General features: G+C 46.1%; 14 protein-coding genes and 1 tRNA gene. 10 read left to right on the top strand and 5 right to left on the bottom strand.

Going from position 1 to position 18,551, the window contains the following annotated elements:
- Nucleotides 1–191: 191 nt before the first annotated feature.
- Together IL_RS09695 and IL_RS09690 are read right to left on the bottom strand one after the other, a co-directional pair.
- Nucleotides 192–3,572 (bottom strand): translocation/assembly module TamB domain-containing protein, encoded by a 3,381-nt coding sequence (locus IL_RS09695; protein WP_011235120.1) that lies wholly within the window; start codon nucleotides 3,570–3,572, stop codon nucleotides 192–194.
- Nucleotides 3,569–5,296, bottom strand: a complete 1,728-nt coding sequence (locus IL_RS09690; RefSeq protein WP_011235119.1) for an autotransporter assembly complex protein TamA — start codon at nucleotides 5,294–5,296, stop codon at nucleotides 3,569–3,571. Before IL_RS09690 ends, IL_RS09695 begins: the two co-directional genes overlap by 4 nt.
- Nucleotides 5,297–5,381: 85 nt before the next feature.
- Here IL_RS09690 and IL_RS09685 point away from each other — a divergent pair, with 85 nt between their 5' ends.
- From IL_RS09685 to IL_RS09655, 7 genes are all read left to right on the top strand, one after another.
- Nucleotides 5,382–6,239 (top strand): HDOD domain-containing protein, encoded by an 858-nt coding sequence (locus tag IL_RS09685; protein WP_011235118.1) that lies wholly within the window; start codon nucleotides 5,382–5,384, stop codon nucleotides 6,237–6,239.
- Nucleotides 6,240–6,334: 95 nt separating this feature from the next.
- Nucleotides 6,335–6,411, top strand: a tRNA-Trp gene (locus tag IL_RS09680).
- Between the two features lie 67 nt (nucleotides 6,412–6,478).
- The gene (locus IL_RS09675; RefSeq protein WP_011235117.1) at nucleotides 6,479–6,799 is read left to right on the top strand and encodes a hypothetical protein; all 321 of its coding nucleotides are present in this window, start codon (nucleotides 6,479–6,481) and stop codon (nucleotides 6,797–6,799) included.
- Nucleotides 6,786–7,223: a ribosomal protein S18-alanine N-acetyltransferase gene (gene rimI, locus IL_RS09670; RefSeq protein WP_011235116.1), complete on the top strand. Its 438-nt coding sequence runs from the start codon at nucleotides 6,786–6,788 to the stop codon at nucleotides 7,221–7,223. The genes IL_RS09675 and rimI overlap by 14 nt, the downstream gene beginning before the upstream one ends.
- Before the next feature lie 18 nt (nucleotides 7,224–7,241).
- Nucleotides 7,242–7,988 (top strand): deoxyribose-phosphate aldolase, encoded by a 747-nt coding sequence (gene deoC, locus IL_RS09665; RefSeq protein ID WP_011235115.1) that lies wholly within the window; start codon nucleotides 7,242–7,244, stop codon nucleotides 7,986–7,988.
- A 4-nt stretch (nucleotides 7,989–7,992) separates the two neighbouring features.
- Nucleotides 7,993–9,333: a thymidine phosphorylase gene (gene deoA / locus IL_RS09660; RefSeq protein ID WP_011235114.1), complete on the top strand. Its 1,341-nt coding sequence runs from the start codon at nucleotides 7,993–7,995 to the stop codon at nucleotides 9,331–9,333.
- The gene (locus tag IL_RS09655) at nucleotides 9,330–10,529 is read left to right on the top strand and encodes a phosphopentomutase (RefSeq protein WP_011235113.1); all 1,200 of its coding nucleotides are present in this window, start codon (nucleotides 9,330–9,332) and stop codon (nucleotides 10,527–10,529) included. Before deoA ends, IL_RS09655 begins: the two co-directional genes overlap by 4 nt.
- Here the strand turns inward: IL_RS09655 and IL_RS09650 are convergent.
- Nucleotides 10,522–12,213, bottom strand: coding sequence for a methyl-accepting chemotaxis protein (locus IL_RS09650; RefSeq protein ID WP_011235112.1), 1,692 nt, complete (start codon nucleotides 12,211–12,213; stop codon nucleotides 10,522–10,524). The genes IL_RS09655 and IL_RS09650 overlap by 8 nt on opposite strands.
- Before the next feature lie 177 nt (nucleotides 12,214–12,390).
- Between IL_RS09650 and prfC the strand changes: the two genes are divergently transcribed.
- Both prfC and IL_RS09640 read left to right on the top strand, forming a co-directional pair.
- Nucleotides 12,391–13,980: a peptide chain release factor 3 gene (prfC, locus tag IL_RS09645; protein ID WP_011235111.1), complete on the top strand. Its 1,590-nt coding sequence runs from the start codon at nucleotides 12,391–12,393 to the stop codon at nucleotides 13,978–13,980.
- 5 nt (nucleotides 13,981–13,985) lie between these two features.
- Nucleotides 13,986–14,783, top strand: a complete 798-nt coding sequence (locus IL_RS09640) for a TatD family hydrolase (protein WP_011235110.1) — start codon at nucleotides 13,986–13,988, stop codon at nucleotides 14,781–14,783.
- Here IL_RS09640 and IL_RS09635 read toward each other — a convergent pair.
- Nucleotides 14,740–15,372 carry a YtjB family periplasmic protein gene (locus IL_RS09635; RefSeq protein WP_231378585.1) on the bottom strand — a complete coding sequence of 211 codons (633 nt, stop codon included), beginning with the start codon at nucleotides 15,370–15,372 and terminating at the stop codon, nucleotides 14,740–14,742. The genes IL_RS09640 and IL_RS09635 overlap by 44 nt on opposite strands.
- A 27-nt stretch (nucleotides 15,373–15,399) precedes the next feature.
- Here IL_RS09635 and serB point away from each other — a divergent pair, with 27 nt between their 5' ends.
- Nucleotides 15,400–16,062: a phosphoserine phosphatase SerB gene (gene serB, locus IL_RS09630; RefSeq protein ID WP_011235108.1), complete on the top strand. Its 663-nt coding sequence runs from the start codon at nucleotides 15,400–15,402 to the stop codon at nucleotides 16,060–16,062.
- Here the strand turns inward: serB and IL_RS09625 are convergent.
- Complete coding sequence (locus IL_RS09625) at nucleotides 16,036–18,540, bottom strand: PilZ domain-containing protein (protein ID WP_011235107.1); 2,505 nt, start codon at nucleotides 18,538–18,540, stop codon at nucleotides 16,036–16,038. The genes serB and IL_RS09625 overlap by 27 nt on opposite strands.
- Between the last annotated feature and the right edge of the window lie 11 nt (nucleotides 18,541–18,551).

Here is an 18,551-nt window from a genome sequence, read left to right as displayed (position 1 = left end):
TTAACGTCAGGTGAGATCCCCTGGCTTCTCCGTACTTAGTCTCCCTGCTCAGTTTATAGCTGCAGTGACGCGTGTCGGCCAAGATCCGCTCTCATAATATACCCCGGGTTTAACCCCCAACCTCCCCACCTGATGCAAGAGCATCAGGCTACTACAAAACTTTGGTGGCAAAGCGAGGGGAGTTACGGGAATTACTTAGTTTCGATGGTGTATATTAAGTCGCCGCCTTGACCTTCAGTGTTTGAGGTGGATTCAAAAAGTAGTCTTTCAGACAGTGTGTAGCGCAGTATGAAAGTAGAGGTTGGTTCTAGTAAGCCAATTCCATACTTAACGTACAGACGAGGAGAGAGGTATTTACCTATATACAAAGAGGTATCATTGACATCACTGGTTTCCGAATCCAAAGACACTTCATCTAAATCAAAAGTGTCTTTTATGCCTTCAGTTAGAAACTTGGCGCTACGGCCACCAACTAATAGTGCTGCCTGCAGTTCGAGATTATTCGCATCTCCCTGGCTACCCGGCGGTTTCCCGAATAAAAGGTACGAGAGGATAGTACTGTCCGGAAGAGGCGGAGTTGAAAAAAGGCTTAATTCAGGTCGGTTTATAGTACCGGTAACTCGGGCTCCTATCGTCTCAGGCGGCCGCTCGTCGATACCTGTTTTTTCAATATTACGGGTAACTCTAAGATTTAGGGATGGAGTATCTAAAGGCCCCCCATTGAAAAGCAAATCACCGCGTTCAATAGCTAATTTTTGTCCGTAAATCTCGTAATCACCGGATACGACCCCAATACTGCCGTTACCTCGTGCAACGGAATCGGGTTGCTGCGTAATTTGGAGTTTCCCTTTTAAGTTACCTGAAAAACCTAGAGCTTCGACGCGAACTTGTTCTCCTAGACTCACTGTTATATCTGTATTAGTAGAAAACAAAGGAGGATCTTTAGACTCATTTTTCAAAGTAACATCAGCTGACTCAGTGACAGCTTGATCTAAATTCACTGGTGTTATTCGAGCTTTAGGTAGATGTAAATCCCCTCTGACGAATACAAGATCTTTCTCAAGCTTTAGGGAGATATCAGGTGATGCAACAAGGAGAAGATCCGGGGTATCTAAAATCAATAGATCTTTACCCTTTATAATGAGGTTTCCGGTTCGTTTAAATGCATTGAGCTCCCCCTCAATAGCGACATCACCATCACCTATTTTGCCGTCTGCATTAACCGTAAATTCGCCAACATTTGCGTCCGCCGTTAGTTTTGCATTGAGCTCAGTAATTAATGTACCACTGGCTAATACAATGATTCTGTCTGCATTAAGGTTAACTTTTCCTGAAGCAGTTGGATCATTTAAATCACCTGCAATATTGAGTTCTGCGCTAGTACTCCCATTGCCGATATCCACTTGCGGTGCAAATAAATTCAGTAACTCTAAACTTTTAGAATTTAATGAAACCTTTCCGGAAAGAGGACTGTCGGGAGCTACTTTTTCGATAGTAAGCTGCCCTGACAGGTTAAAATCGAGTTCGTCAGCTATCGCTGTCATTCCAATATCAATGCCCTCGTCGTCGCGGTTTTTAGCGGTTAAGTTAAGCTGATTTAAAATAACTTTTTCTTCACCAGCCAGTACTTGACTGTTATCCGCGTTAATAGCGCCGTCAAGCTTCCTTAACGTCATATTTTCATAATCGAATGTACCGACAACCTCAGCCGATACCTCTCCAGTTAGCTTGTAAGCGACGTCGGGTAATACAAGAGCTTGCAGTAAATCCAGCGGAATCTCACTGGCATCTGCATCGAAACTTATTAACTTGTCCTGCTGTTCTAACTTAAGGCAGAAGGGATTATCTATCCCTTTGTAATTTAGACAAACTGGCGTTGTATTGAACGTGATGTCCTCATAGTTAAAAACGACCGTGATAGGTTGATTTAAACTAACAGTATTGTAGTCAGGGTGCTTCAGGTTAAATTTATTAAAACCTATTTTAAACTCTGGTTGGTTTAGTTGCCCACTAATATCACCGGTAGCTACAACCTCTCCTTTAACGTCAGAAAGCTCGCTTAAATCTTTAGACGTTACTTGCCAGGTGAGCTTTTTGCCAGGGCTAAGCGCCCCTTCAGCGATAAGTGACTGCGCTCCCCAGCTGGCATTAAACTGGTCAACAAATAAGTAGGGCTCTGACAAACGCAATTTCGCTTCTGCATTGACCGTCCGCTGTTGATATTCACCCGAAATATCCGTAGTTAAAGATAAATTGTCTTTCCAATTGATAGCAGCCTTGCCACTGACAGTTTCATCATTATGAGTAAGTTTCAGGCTTAAGATATTTAGGCTGTCAGACTTAAGTTTAGCTTCAGTAACAAGCTGTAAGTCTTCTTCCAGTACGCCAGACAGTTCGTTACTTAAATTAATTGCAAGCTCATCGAGTTCGCCTTTGGCCTGTAACCGGCCTTCGTGGCTGCTGATACCGTTCGGTTCGTAGGTTATTTTTTCCCAACTTACAGAAGCATCAATTACCGGAGTAGTCGATAATGATGAAACATTTCCCTGCAAGGTTAGCTGTCCCTGGATATCGCCTCTAGAGTGCACATTGAGTGGTGCGAAGTTTATTATGTTGTCTTGATAGCTAACGGAACCACCGATATCCATTGTCTGTTGATTAACTGTGACAGCTATGTCGGGCTCGATACTGGCTTGTGTTACTCCACCCTCTCCACGTATATCTCCGGCAAAACTCAATTCAACCTGGTCAGCTCCGACACTTGCCAACCACAGGCTCAGGTTATTCTGCTGCCAATTGCTGTCAAACTGCCAGGTAAGCTCGTTCAGCGGGTTATCGATTTTAGCGGTAACTTCACCGACAAGTCCTTCGGATAGTTCACTATTTGTCGTCAGAGACCGAATGTCGCCAGCTATCTCCGTTTTTACTTTAAGCGAAGGGAAGTCTGGTGAGTGAAAATGGGTGTTATTTTCGAGCTCACTTTTAAAAGGATAAGATAATTTAGTTTTTCCGGAAATCTCGGTGGTTAGGTATTGGTGCTCCAGACGAAACTGTCTGATATTAAGCTGGCCATCAGCGTTAGCTCTGGCTGATGCTTCAATCGTTAGTTCCTGAGAAGGAGTTTCTAAAATAAAAAAACGGCTTTCCTTAACCAGCAAGTTACGCAAGTTGACATCTAAAGGCAGCTCAATTTGAATGTCTTCAACAGAAGCTTCAGAATCCGCGTTTTGACTCGAATTCTGAGCTGCACGAAGACGGATCTCGCCACCAAGGCTTTCTATGTTATCTATTCGAATAACACCGGACAACAAAGCTAGCGGATCCCAGTTTATGATTAGCTTGTTTGGTGTATAGGAAAAAGTTTCGCTTTCAAAACGAAAATCTTCAAACTCAAACTCATTCAGCAGAGTTCCATTAAATGTTTTGTACTGGATGTCTACCGGTAGATATTTTTGTCCCTGAGTTAGTATCCAGCGGCTGCCAGTTTCACTGCCAACCAAGCTGATAGCCATTAGTGGGACTAAAACAACCAGAACAAGAACTGTAATGGCCAACCAACGATAAATGCTCATAAATCGGGGCCTAAGGTAAAGTGCAGGCGCCAGGGCTTATCTGGCTCATCTATTGCCTGAGCCAAATCCAGACGAACCGAACCAATAGGAGAAATCCAGCGAATTCCGAATCCGACACTTTGTTTCAGCTTTTCATTAGGTTCAATCATGGCATTACCAATATCCGTGAATAAAGCGACACGCCAATTTTCCTTAAAGCGATAATCAATTTCTGCGCTGGCAACAGCCAAATAACGGCCACCTAAAATGGTTCCTGTATCGTCTTCCGGTCCTAATTGCTCATAAGCGTAGCCGCGCACGCTGTTGTCCCCGCCAGCGAAAAAACGTAGCGAAGGAGGCAACTGATTAAAATCATCTATATAGGTAGCGCCGGCTTCGGCTCTGGCAAGAAAACGTATATTGTCTGTAACAGGGACAACGGCCTTAAAGCCAAGTTCCACGCTGGCTAAATCGGCATCAGACAAAACTGCTTCACTTGCTGCTTTTAGTGTTACATCAAAACGAAAGCCTTTGTCGATATTTAACCTTCCGTCAGCTGTCACATAGTTCCAACTGGCTTGCGGAATTAAAAACTGACTGGTTCCCGAACTTTCGCCAATTTCGAAGTCATCGCGTTGCCAGTTTAACCCGTACTCGCGTTGCCATTTACCCATTGCAACAACGCTGGATGCGCCAAAGCGATATAGTCGGTTAGTTTGTCCTTCGTTATCTTTATCAGAGGCCTCGGCTCGAATCTGGTAATAATCTGACTGAGGGTTTTGACCCGGAATGATGTAGTTTGCACCAACGCGGCTTTCTACTTCTGATAACTGTGTCATCCCCCTGAGTTGGTGTCCCTGCGTATTGACCCAACGGCGGTTGAGGCTGGCACTAATACGAGCTCCGGTATCGGTTCCGTAACCAACACCGTATTGATACTGGTTTCTGAAGTTAGGCTCGGAGCTGACAGAGATAGGTACTGTGTGCTCTTCGGCATTTCCCCAGTCCGGACTGACCTGAACTTGAGAGAAATATCCGCTGTCACCTAATGCTACTTGTAATTGACTGAGTTCCTGTGTGCTGTAGCCTTCGCCGTGTTCAAAAGGAACAAAGCGATGGAGCAGTTCGTCGTCGAGTATATCCTGTTCGAATGTGACCTGCCCGTACTCGTAGCGTTTCCCGGAATCAAAAATCACTTCTATATCAGCGGTGTTTTCTGCAACATCAATTTCGACATTGTGTTTTATAAAGCGAGCATCGTGATAGCCGCGCTGACTCGCTAATGACAATAACCTGGACTTAACTTGTTCGTAAGTACTATGAATAAAACGTTGTTTTTCTTTGAGGCTATTATTCTCTATTATGTTCTCGAACGCCTCGTCTTCAGCCGCGTCGCCCCGAATTTCCCACATGTTTTTAGCAATTTTTACCGGGTCATTCAGCTCAATTTGGTAGGCAGCTGACCAACCTCCCTCAATTGTTTCTAGTTGAGCATTCACTTCAACCTGATAATATCCATATGGGCGGAGTGCTTTTTTAATGTCGGCAGGTGCTTGTCTATGTAGATACCGGACTCTATAGTCGGCGTAACTTTTGTCTTTATCCAGACGGGCTATTTGTAATAGCGCCATAACATTGGCGTACTCGTCTCCCTCAACACCGGAGACCGCAACTTCAACTGAAGCAAGAGCCAGCCCGTTGAAAAGTATACTAAAACTAAAAAGAATAAATCGAAAGTAACGCATTGAAGTGTTATACCAGACAAAAAGTTAAGACATAATCGCATGCTTTAAGATTTCATGTAAATCATTGGTTCAACCCGGAGACTCTATGGCGATAGAAATTACGACGGCAGAAAAACGATTGTTACAAAGAGTAAGTATTCCACCGCGCCCCGAAACTTTGCTAACTGTGAGTCGTGAAGCCAAAAAAAGTGAACCTGATGTCAACGTTATCGCTGAATCTATTTCGGCTGATATGAGTATAGCCGCCGCTGTTTTACAGGTTGTTAATTCTGCCGCTTACCGCAGAGCAAGAGAGGTCGATTCAATTCAGCAGGCCGTCATGACGCTTGGCTTTCGCCGGGTTTTTCCGATTGTAAGGGCGGTTGCTCTTAAGTCGGCTTTGACATCTGACTATGATCTCAGCGAGTTCTGGCGTTATAACGAGTGGGTTGCCGGGGCCTGTGTGATGATCGCTGAAGCCATCGGACGACCGGAATTGAGAGATCATGCTTATATGCTGGGTCTTTTTCAAAGCTCAGGAATACCGGTTATGTTGGCTGAGTTCGATGATTATGCTGACTTACTAAATGCCGCAGAAAGTACTCCCTGGCAGCAGGTACAAGCTAAAGAGCTAGAGCTTTTCCAGACTTCACACACTACTATCGGTGCGCTGTTGGCACAACAATGGAAGTTGCCGAAAATTGTAGTTGAAGTCATTTATTATTTGTTTGAAGACAGTTCAATTTTCAATCACTCCAGTGAACTTGACAATTTAACCCTCGACTTATTGGGAATACTAAAGATATCGCGATACGCAATTGATTTGAGAACCCGCAGTTTGGCCGGAGAAGAAGAATGGCAGTATGTTCAGGATGGCGTACTTGAGCATTTTCAAATTGATGAGTTTAAGGTAGATGAGATGCTGCAGATTGTTCATGAGGAGCTTTTTGATACAGAAGCCTAGCCATAATTGTTTAATTTATCTGCAAACAGTAGGTTAAGCCGTAAATATCGCTTGTCTGAATACTGGGTGTCGGTATAATTCTCCGCTCAAGCGTTAGGGGCGTAGTTCCAATTGGTAGAACAGCGGTCTCCAAAACCGACGGTTGGGGGTTCGAATCCCTCCGCCCCTGCCAGTTTCTAACTGGCTATCCTTCCCAAGCTTGAGTAAACTGCATTTATCTGTTTTCAACGGTAATCGTCATGCTCCCAGAATGGACCAGTCAACAACGCGCCGCATTACAAGTTATGGGTATTCCCATTTGGGAAAAGAAACGTGCGTCGGCACCGGTATTTTATTATCGTCTGGGCCCTCTCTATTTGCGTGGAGAGAGAGAATTGCCTGTTTCTTTGCCCGGTTGGCTTGATGATCTTTGTTTGTACTTCGAGCAACGCCCGGTTGCTATAAAAGCCCCCTCTAAAACTCCAGATGTGTGTTTCGATTACACTGACAGTCTTACTGGTTCATTTCCGGTGGAAACAAAAAAATCTCTCTGGCAACAACTTAAACATGCAAAGCTTTAATATCGAGGATTTTCGACCCGGTGAGCTTGAGTTTTCGGTCGAAAAGAAAGCACATCGCACCCCATGGCCCTGGTCTGTATTTAGCGAAAGCCATGGTGAACAGTATCGTTGTCGGCGGCTATTGAGCGACTCAAGGGTTATTGGTTTTACTATTAGCCAGTTAGTTGCCGATGAGTTGACGTTGCACAATATTGCTGTGGATCCTGACTTTCAGGGGCAGGGCTTTGGTTACAAACTCATGCAGGACTTATTAGACTATGCTGAAAAGAAACACTGCGTTGTGTTTCTGGAAGTTCGTGCTTCCAATGCTGCCGCTATCCGCTTATATGAAGGCAATGGATTTGATACGGTAGGGCGCAGAGTCAATTATTATCCAGCCGCCGACGGGCGTGAAGACGCTTTAGTTATGCGTTGGGAAAGCTAATAACCAAATGGAGTAATTATGCCATCAACACAACAGGTACGGGCACTACAGGCCTTGTCCTTTATGGATTTAACCACGTTGAATAACGATGATACCCGAGAGGTTATTGAAGACTTATGCCAACGTGCCTCGATAAATAAAAAGAGTGTCGCTGCGGTTTGTGTGTTCCCTGAATGGGTGGCGTTGGCTCGCCAGTTTCTCAACGAGCAGGGGCTGGATACCAAAGTCGCTACGGTTACTAACTTTCCTGATGGCAGTACCAATGTCGCCCGCGCCGCAGCAGAAACCGAGCGAGCTATAGCGGCCGGAGCGCACGAGGTTGACGTGGTCCTGCCTTATGCTGCTTTATTGCAGGGTGATGAGAGCACCCCGGCTGAATTGGTAAGAGAGTGCAAGGATATTTGCGGCGATTCTGTTCAGCTAAAAGTCATTATTGAGTCAGGTGAGCTTCAGCAACACGATAAAATTGTTCTGGCTAGTGAGTTAGCTATTGCTAACGGCGCTGACTTTATTAAAACCTCAACCGGAAAAGTATCGATAAATGCCACCTTGAAAGCGGCGGAAGCTATGCTGGGGGTCATTAAATCCAGTCAAACAGATTGTGGTTTTAAAGCCGCAGGCGGAATCGGGACTCTGGATGATGCGGTTCAGTATATTGAGTTAGCCGAGCGGATTATGGGTGAGGACTGGGTCACAGCTGATAATTTCCGCATCGGAGCCAGTAGCCTGTTGCAGGATCTCCAAAGCCTTTTGGTTAAGGTTTAAGTTTATGTTTTTGGCGCAAGAAGTTATTCGCAAAAAGCGTGACGCTGTAAGTTTATCCGACACCGATATTCAGCAGTTCGTTAACGGAATTTGCGATGATAGCGTCAGTGAGGGGCAAATAGCTGCGTTGGCTATGGCTATTTATTTTCGCGGTATGTCGGCGCAGGAAAAAACAGCTTTAACCGTTGCTATGAGAGATTCCGGCGATGTTCTTGACTGGCGACAGGACAATTTAAATGGTCCGGTATTGGATAAGCACTCAACCGGCGGTGTCGGTGACGTCGTTAGTTTAATGCTGGGTCCTATTGTCGCAGCCTGTGGTGGCTATGTTCCGATGATTTCGGGGCGTGGTCTGGGACATACTGGCGGTACGCTGGATAAATTTGACGCCATCCCCGGCTATCAGACCGCGCCGGATAATCGGCGCTTTCGCGACACGGTTAAGCAGGCTGGTGTTGCCATTATTGGGCAAACAGGGCGTCTGGCACCAGCTGATAGCCGCTTTTACGCAACGCGCGATGTGACCGCGACAGTGGAGTCGATTCCGTTAATTACAGCTTCTATTCTGGCAAAAAAGCTGGCTGAAGGCCTTGATGGTTTGGTTATGGATGTTAAAGCCGGTAACGGTGCATTCATGCCAGGATACGATGAGTCGAGAGAGTTAGCGCAGAGTCTGGTTAGTGTTGGCCGGAAACTGGGAGTAGAAACCACGGCGCTTATTACTGACATGAATCAGGCATTAGGTTCAGCTGCCGGTAATGCGGTTGAGGTTCAGTTAGCCGTCGATTATTTAACGGGAAAGCGCAGAGATAAACGCCTGCATCAGGTAACAAAAGCCTTATCTGCTGAGTTGCTGGTGTCGGGAAACTTGGCTAAAAGTACTGACCAAGCTGAGGTTATGGTTGAAAACGTACTGGGAAGCGGTTTGGCGGCGGAACGTTTCGCCAAAATGGTCGGTTCTTTGGGTGGACCTCACGACTTTCTGGAAAAAAGCGACCAGTACCTGCCCCAGGCAAACCTGAGAAAACCGTTAAAGCTTCCCGCCGAGTATCATGGGCTATATTTATCGGAAGTGAATACAAGAGAATTGGGAATGGCGGTTGTCTGTTTAGGTGGAGGCCGGCGCAAAGCTGATGATAAATTGGATTTAAGCGTTGGTATGACCGATATCCTGACAGTTGGATCGAAAGTGGACTCAGAGAGTGTCATTGCAACAGTGCATGCCAGTAACGAGTCGGACTGGCAAGAGGCTGCTGACAGCATACTGAAAGCTTTGAGTTTTTCCTCTACCCCGCCGGAGCCCGACTCTGTTATCTATGAGCGCATAGCCGGAGAGACTGAATGAGCAGAGCCATTGTTCTGGTATTAGATTCGTTTGGTATTGGTTCAGCCCCCGACGCTGATAAGTTTGGTGATGAAGGCGCTGATACTTTTGGCCATATTGCGGAATACAGGTATCAGCACGGACAACCCCTGCAGTTACCTAACCTTACCCGGCTGGGTTTAGCTGAAGCTCATAAAGAAGCGACAGGCACCTATGCCAAAGGTTTTCACGAAGTGGAAACTCATGGCGCCTATGCTTGTGCTGCAGAACTCTCGTCTGGAAAAGACACACCCTCTGGTCACTGGGAGCTAATGGGCGTTCCTGTACACTTCGAATGGGGTTATTTCCAGGATAAAGAAAACAGCTTTCCCAATGAATTATTAGCTCAAATTCTTAAGGCCTGCGAACTCGACGGTTACCTTGGTAATTGCCATGCTTCGGGCACAGAAATCCTAAAGCAGTTAGGTGAGCAGCACATTCGTAGCAGTTATCCTATTTTTTACACTTCGGCCGACTCCGTGTTTCAAATTGCCGCGCACGAAGAACATTTTGGTCTGGAGCGTTTATATCAGGTATGCGAGAAGGTTCGGGCTCTTATAGAGCCATATAATATTGGTCGCGTTATTGCGCGTCCTTTTGTTGGCGATAAAGCGGACAACTTTGAGCGTACAGCCAATCGAAAAGACTACTCTGTTTTACCACCTAAGCCGACGGTGCTGGATAAGCTTCAAAATAAAGGCGGCAAGGTTATTGCTATCGGTAAAATCTCGGATATTTTTGCCGGGCAGGGCGTTTCCGAGTCGGTCAAAGCCTCGGGGCTGAACGGGCTTTTAACTGCGACATTAAACGCAATGGAGAAAGCCCCGGAGAACACATTAATTTTTACCAATTTAGTGGATTTTGACACCTTATACGGACACCGGCGGGACATTGATGGCTATGCCCGGGAACTGGAAACGTTCGACCAATGGTTGCCTGTTATTGAATCGGCAATGACACCGGATGATGTTTTAGTATTAACCGCTGATCACGGCTGTGACCCCACCTGGCAGGGAACCGATCATACCCGTGAACTTATTCCTTTATTACTGTCGGGTCAAAACGTGCAGGCGGGTAACCGGGGGAAACGACACAGTTTTGCCGATTTAGGGCAGACACTGTGTCGTTTATTTGACTTACCGGCGATGGAAGAAGGCAAGGCGATTAAGCTTAGCTAACACGATACCGCTTAACGTTGTTCTCAAGTTGTGCCGCAGTGTTACTAAGCTCTTTCATATGCTCTCCGGCCTGTTGAGTGCCATCGGCGGTTTGCTTCGCAATATCGACAATTGCGGTCATATTTTGGTTTATGGTTTCCGAAACCGATGTTTGCTCTTCCGCTGCAGTCGCAATTTGAGCGTTCTGCGTGTTAATGGTGTTTACCGCCTCCAGAACTTTCGCCAAAGCGTTTTCCACTTCAGCTGCTTCAGCGACACTGGTTTCACTACCTTCTTTTATTGAAGCCATGACGCTGGACACTTTTTTACTGCCTTGCTGCAGTTGCTCTATCATCGATTCAATTTCGTGAGTGCTGTCCTGAGTTCGTTTTGCCAGAGTGCGAACCTCGTCGGCAACAACGGCAAAACCTCTGCCTGCTTCACCTGCCCGAGCCGACTCTATTGCCGCGTTAAGCGCCAGTAAGTTGGTCTGTTCAGCAATGCCTCGAATAACATCAAGCACGGAGCCAATTTTTGCCGAATGCGCGTTTAGCTGTTCAACTTCTGATGCGCCGTTCTCAACTTTTTCTGCAAGTCCGTGAATGACATTAACGGCTTTGGTCAGCAGGTGATTACTTGAATGAACCAATTCTTCTGCCTGTTCAGCTGCTGATGACGCTTCGCTGGCGCTACGGGCGACTTCATGAGAGGCCGTCGACATTTCGTTAATTGCGGTTGCTACCTGCTCACTTTCTGCTTGCTGCTCGGTTACTCCCTCGCGAGCGTCAATCAGAACTTTGTCCAGCTTTTGAGTGGAGCGGCTGACGGAGCTCGCAGAATGACGGATATTGGTTACCATATCGGAAACCTGGTCGGCAAAATCGTTAAAGGCCTGCCCAAGATCGGCCATTTCATCGTTGCTGGTCGTATCGAGGCGCTGGGTGAGATCACCGTCACCTTTTGCAATTCTTTCCATAGCGTTAAGGGCGTTACGCAGTGGTCGTGTAATTCCTTTGACCACAAACAACGCCAGCGCGGCGATAATCAGCAATGCAATAATTGACGCAACGATGGTTTCAACAACGGCGTCGGCTAGTGCTTCATCAACATTATTTTCAATTCTGGCGGCTTCCTGCTCCATTCCGGCTGTCCAAAAGCCAGTACCTATTACCCAGTTCCACTCGTTTAGTAGCTTGGCGTAACCGAGTTTAGGATTCACTTGCTGCTGAGTATTCTGCCAGTCATATTTGACGAAGCCGCCACCGCCTTCTGCTTCTTCAATAAGCTTTCTTATAAGGTAAACCCCATTAGGATCCTGAAAGTCGAACAGGTTTTTACCTTCAAGGCTTTGATTAACGCCATGAGCAACACTGACCCCCTGACGGTCATAAACAAAGAGGTAACCCACATCGCCAGAATCATCAAAACGTAATTGCCGTAGTATTTGCTTTGCGCGTTCTTGTCTTTCCTGTAACGAGCCCAGAGAAGTGTCTTTTACAAGGTGCTGGATAGAAGTAAATGCTAACTCCAAATAGTTAGAAAGCTCCTCTCGACTGTCTTTTTCCATTTGCGTTGTGAATTCTTCAACGGCGTTTTGACCAACAGTCGTCGACTGAGACAAGTTATACCAGGTTAAGAACACGGCAATAAGTACCGGGGGGATAAGTGCCAGAGAAAATACTTTCGCTTTTATCGTCAGTTGCATGGGCAGGTTACTCGGGTTGTTCATGTCAGTTTGTAGTTTAGTACAGGCTCGGAATGCTATCTTTTAGACATTAGTACCGTATCTATCTCAGATTATAACAATCCATGGTTTGTGTATCGGCAGCAGATCAGCGAAAATAAGCAATATAGTTAAATTTAACCAATAAGAGTCTTGTTGATGTCTGAATCCAGTTTGCAGAATGAAGTCGCGAAACGTCGTACCTTTGCCATTATCTCTCACCCGGATGCCGGTAAAACCACGATTACTGAAAAGGTCCTGTTGCATGGTCAGCAGATCCAAAAAGCGGGAACGATAAAAGGCAAGAAATCTGGTCAGCATGCAAAGTCAGACTGGATGCAAATGGAACAGGAGCGGGGCATATCGGTAACTACCTCGGTCATGCAATTCCCTTATCATAATGCCCTGGTGAATCTATTAGATACTCCCGGACACGAAGACTTCTCAGAAGATACTTACCGTACCCTGACTGCCGTTGATTCTTGTTTAATGGTTATTGACGGCGCTAAAGGTGTTGAGGACCGAACCATTAAATTGATGGAAGTCACTCGTTTACGTGACACTCCTATTATCACTTTTATGAACAAACTTGACCGTGACATTCGTGACCCGCTGGAGTTGTTGGATGAAGTGGAAGATGTTCTGAAAATTATGTGCGCACCTATTACCTGGCCGATTGGTTCCGGCAAAAACTTTAAAGGGGTTTATCACCTTCTTAAAGATGAAACGATTTTATATAAAACCGGGCAGGGGCACCGAATTCAGGAAGAGACCATTATAAAAGGTCTTGATAACCCTGAGTTAGATGAGAAGCTAGGCGTCTGGGCAGATGAGCTACGTGAGCAAATCGAGTTGGTGAATGGCGCGTCGAACCCCTTTGATAAAGAGCTTTTTCTCGCCGGTGAATTGACGCCGGTATTTTTCGGAACGGCGTTAGGTAACTTCGGTGTGGATCATATGCTGGATGGTCTGGTCGACTGGGCACCGAAACCTCAAGGGCGGGAAACCGATCAACAAGAAGGCGTTAGTGCCACCAGCGAAGACTTCTCCGGTTTCATTTTTAAAATTCAGGCGAATATGGATCCGCGTCACAGAGACCGGGTTGCCTTCATGCGTATTGTGTCCGGTAAGTATGAGAAAGGCATGAAAATGCGTCAGGTTCGTACAGGTAAAGACGTGCGTATCAGTGATGCATTAACCTTTTTAGCCGGTGACCGTTCGCACGTGGAAGAAGCTTATCCAGGCGATATCATTGGGCTTCATAACCACGGAACCATTCAAATCGGCGATACCTTTACCGCCGGCGAAGACTTCAAGTTTAGCGGTATTCCGAACTTTGCGCCTGAGCTTTTCCGTCGTATCCGGCTGAAAGATCCACTAAAGCAGAAGCAATTATTAAAAGGCTTAGTGCAGTTATCTGAAGAGGGCGCCGTGCAGGTGTTCCGTCCGCTTATCAGCAACGACCTGATTGTTGGCGCTGTTGGTGTACTGCAGTTTGATGTGGTTGTTCATCGCCTGCGAACAGAATACAAAGTGGATGCCATGTACGAAAATATTAACGTCGCGACAGCGCGCTGGGTGAGTAGTAAAGACGAGAAGAAACTGGATGAGTTTCGTCGTAGAGCAGAAGCGAATCTGGCATTAGATGGCGGTGACAACCTGACCTACATTGCCCCGACTATGGTGAACTTAAGCCTGGCAGAAGAGCGTTACCCTGATATTGAGTTTACTCACACACGCGAACACTAAAGCTTATGAATACGCTTTACGACACTCATTGCCATATTGATTTTCAGGCATTTGATGAGGACCGGGAGCAAGTTTTAGAAGCGGCTGCTGAAGCCGGAGTTGAGCGTTTTATGGTGCCGGGTGTTAGTGCTGAGCAATGGCCCCGGCTGCAGCAGTTAGTTAATCAGTTTGCAAGCTGGCGCTTTGCTTTAGGTTTGCATCCCTGGTTTATTCAACAACATAATCTGAACCACCTGCAAGAGCTGGAACAAGCCTTAGATACTCCGCATGAGCGGTTACGGGCAGTGGGGGAGGTGGGGCTAGATGCTACCTGCGATAATTCCGAGCTGCAGCGCGAGCTCTTTATTGAACAGCTGAAATTAGCGAAGAACTATCGCCTGCCAGTGATTATACATCACCGTAAAACTCTGGAGACAACTCATCCGTTAGTCAAACAATATGGTCCTGAGCAAGGCGTTATACACGCCTTCAGTGGCAGCTATGAGCAGGCTATGAAGTTTGTTGATTGCGGTTATAAGTTGGGTGTTGGCGGAGTAATTACTTACACCCGGGCACAAAAAACGCGACAGGCAATAGCCAAAGTACCGCTATCGGCTTTGGTGCTAGAGACTGACTCACCGGATATGCCTATTTGCGGACATCAGGGAGAACGTAATGAACCGGCAAGGATTGCAAAGGTTTTGAGCGTTTTAGCCGAGTTGAGAAAGGTTGATAAAGACTCACTTAGCGAAGCTTTATGGAAGAACAGTTGTGAGCTGTTTAATGAGGCTCAACCTGCCAGTAACGATCACGTATCCGGTTAAAGCCAAGCATAATAAACACACCGGCTAGCATCGCCAAAAGAAGTAAGAGTTTACCTTGTTGCATCAGGCCGTTATGGGCGGTCTGGCTTTGCTTCAATAATAAATTTTTATCGAAAATGACCTGTAAATAACCACTCACATTGTCTTCCAGGTTAATTTCTTCAACCAGTACCCATGGCTCAGAAGTGTCTTCGCTAGTGGGCCAGTCAATAATGGATGAATTAACGCCACTGTGCACGAGCAGTTCACCAAAACGGTTACGAATGGTTGCCGCCATAACTTCGGGGTGGCTGGCGATATTGTCGGTCAGAGCAGTTAAGCGCTCGGTATTTTGATGTTCAAGCCAATAATGCGCTTCGTGCTCGGCCTGATCCATCATAAGCTGAGTTACCGACTGAGTTTGCGAGAAAAGTTGCTGTTGCGACTGGACACTGGCAATATTCCAGACATTAATAATGATTAGCAGTAATCCACCGGCAGCGGCTAAGCGCAGAGCACGTTTCGTCATAATACGAATAATGGCTTTGGTTTTATTGTTAAGCAAAGTACTTTTTACTCTTTGCCATTGCCTGGATTCTGTTAGTCGCATGAGTTCAGCTCAGGAGTTTCCCGTTAAATGAAACACAGTTCTGGTTTAATTGTTTTCGACATGGATTCTACCTTAATTCATATTGAGTGTATCGACGAAATTGCACGATTAAACAACCGTTATACTAAAGTCTCGGCCATAACGGAAGCCGCTATGAGGGGAGAAATTGATTTCGCAGAGAGCTTAACCCAGCGTGTGGCCTGCCTCGAAGGCATTAAAGAGTCTGATCTGGAAAGTTTATTTTCACCTATTCCATTTAACCCCGGCGCTAAAGAACTTATTCAGGCGCTGCAAGCCGCCGGCTGGAAAACTGCACTGGTTTCCGGTGGTTTCACCTGGTTTGCAAACAGGGTTCAAGCGGCTCTGAATCTGGATGCGGTTGTCGCTAACCAGTTGGAAGTAGCCGATGGCTGCCTGACCGGGAAGGTATTAGGTGACATTGTTGACGCTCAAGTTAAAGCTGAACAACTTCAGCAACTGGCCGGGCACTGGAATATTCCGCCGGACCGAACCGTAGCGGTAGGAGACGGCGCCAACGACGGCTTAATGCTTAAAGCCGCCGCTGTTGGTATAGCCTTTAATGCAAAACCGGCATTACAGGCTATTGCGGATTATTCTGTCAATTCCAATAACTTACTCGAGATACTAGGCTGCCTTAAACAGTCAGAACTTATTGAGCCAGTTATTTAAGCGCTCCTGCTGCTCCTTAATGGCGTCGGTGCCCGATAAGGCAAACTCCAGTAAGCTCTCGGTTACATCAACTGTGTCTGCAATGGCGTATACCTGCCACAAGTCTTCTTCTATTTCCTGTGCCCGGTAAGCAGCATAGCGGCTAATGTAATTCAGTTCGGCCTGAATAAACTGAGTATCAGGGCGTCCTGTTCTGGAAAGAGTCACAGTGATAGCCCGAAAGATAGAATTGGGTATGCTTTGCTCAATAAAAGATTCAATAGCCTGGTTGTCATTACCCTCCAGCCATTGGGTCTGAACAATATCCTCTCCATTTTGGCGATATAACCGCAGTAACAGTAATAAAGTGACAGGTTCCGACGTACGGTCCATCTCATTTAATCTGGGGAGAAGTTCTTCTGTTAACGAGGAACCTCGCAGCAGCGGTTGTAAATTAATTGCACTTGGTTGACTGCCGGGAAATTTAGCCAATAACTTAGCCCATCCGGATGGCCAGTTAGAGAGGCCGGCGCGGCGCACAGAGGTTTTACGCTTTTTATTTCTGTACAGGAAAACCGGCAATGAGCCCGGAGCGTCACAGTACAAATTGCGCAGACAAAGTTCCAGCCCATTTATTGAGGTGTTTTCCACTTGAAGCTTAAGGAGGTCGCGCTGTTCACGAATTAAAAAGCGTATGAACTCCGAGCCCATGTGTTGTTCGTGGTCACCTTCAATTTTCAAACGTAACGTGGTGCGGGCATCGTCAATAGAAGCTATGGTGTAAGCTAAATGGTCTAACTTGGCTTTTTTATACAGCTTCTTGAAGCCGGTCAGAGAAATGTCGACGTTGTCACCTTTTTCTGCCGGTAGTGGTGTATCAATTTGTACTTGCAGACCGCTGACAGAAAGGTCAATGATCATGCCGTCACGAACCAGCTTGCCAACTTTAACCCGGCAGCGGCTGCGGTAGCTGAAGCGTTTTTCACTGCGTAAGTTAATAAATTCAAGGCGTGCTTCTTTTGTCCGAATAGGTGTGGACGGTGGGTGTGCAAAAGCTTTTAATGAAGCTAATTGCTCTTTTTCTATACCCGTGTCGAAAAAGCCCTGCAAACTATCCGTTATATCGTTAACCACCCCCATATATCGTAAGGGTGCTATCGCTCTTTTAACTTGTGCTGTAGGAGGGTTGATGCGAAACGGAACATTAATGTTTTTCGGTACGCTCTGAGGTTGCCATGCCTGATTCAAATCTACCCGGCGTAAATCGATTTGATAAACTCGCCAGGAGGCTTTTTTACTGCCAAAGGCAATATAAGTGTCCCATAACCCCGTTTTTTGAAGCTCTTCTGCGGTGGCTGAATAGTTGTATATTTTTCCGCGGGCGGTAATAGAAAAGGTCATTACCAGTAAACGAGCATGCTCTTTTTGAGCTAAGTCCTGAAGTAACCAGCGGCTGCGGCGTAGATTAAAAATAGAACCGAAACTGATTTGATTCAGTTCATTAATCCAGTTACTTAAAATAAAGCGGTTGTTGTCGGTGGTTAATACGTAATCGGCTACCAGTTGTTTGTTTGACTCGGAAAAGAACACCGGCAACTGCTGCATCCTGGGTAACAGGAATTGTTCGTGTCCTTTATTGAGTATTGTGTTGTAAGTATTATCAATATTAACGCGGTAGCGTTTTTTATAACCATTAATGAACCGATGAAAAAACTTATCCAGTTCGGCTGACTGATAATCCGGGTCTCGATTCAAACTCAAGTAGTGTTTACCGTCTAGCTCCTGAACTCCGACAACACGATAGGGAATTCGAGTTTCAGGGTTTACCGTGAACTCTTTTGCCAGTCCGGTAAAATAAAGCGACAGTGAATCGCCGTATTGCAGGCTATGTTCGTCGTTGACACGTACGCGCATCCCCGTAATGGAAATGTCAGCCGTTACCGCCTGATAATTTTTTCCTTTACTGTCTTCAAGCCCGACTTCGATGGTAAAATTCATTCGTTCTTCGGCGCGGTAAGGGTACTGGCCAAAGTGGAATGTTTCCAGAAGGTAAGATTCAGCCTCGTTGTCGCTGTTCAAAAATGGTGATTGACCGCTTAAGGGCTCGGCATTGTGGTCAGCTAAACTTTGTGCAAAGGCTCTTTCTTCTTCGCGAGCCTGGCGTAAATGGTTGTCTGCATCCAGTATTTGCTCAAAAGTATCCTGGGTAAAAACGCCTTTATAGGTTTCCAGACCCCGCTCAAAAATTTCAATAGCAACATCGTCAAGCTGATGCCGGCGTCCATTGTATTCGTAAGGACGGCACTCGCCATCAACCTGATTACGCAAGTCAACAGTGCGATGACAGGGAGCGGCTAAACGTCTAAGCTCCATTTTAAGCTTGAATTTTGTGGGACCATCTTCGTTTTCAGTTAACGACTGAAATAAGGTGTCAAAGTCAGTATCGTAAACGACGGGTTTTAACTGATCGATAAGTTGGTCAAAATAATGGTTCGGCATCGAAGTCTAAT

The sequence above is a fragment of the Idiomarina loihiensis L2TR genome, from assembly GCF_000008465.1.
Classification (GTDB): domain Bacteria; phylum Pseudomonadota; class Gammaproteobacteria; order Enterobacterales; family Alteromonadaceae; genus Idiomarina; species Idiomarina loihiensis.
This window is presented reverse-complemented; position numbering and strand designations above follow the sequence as displayed.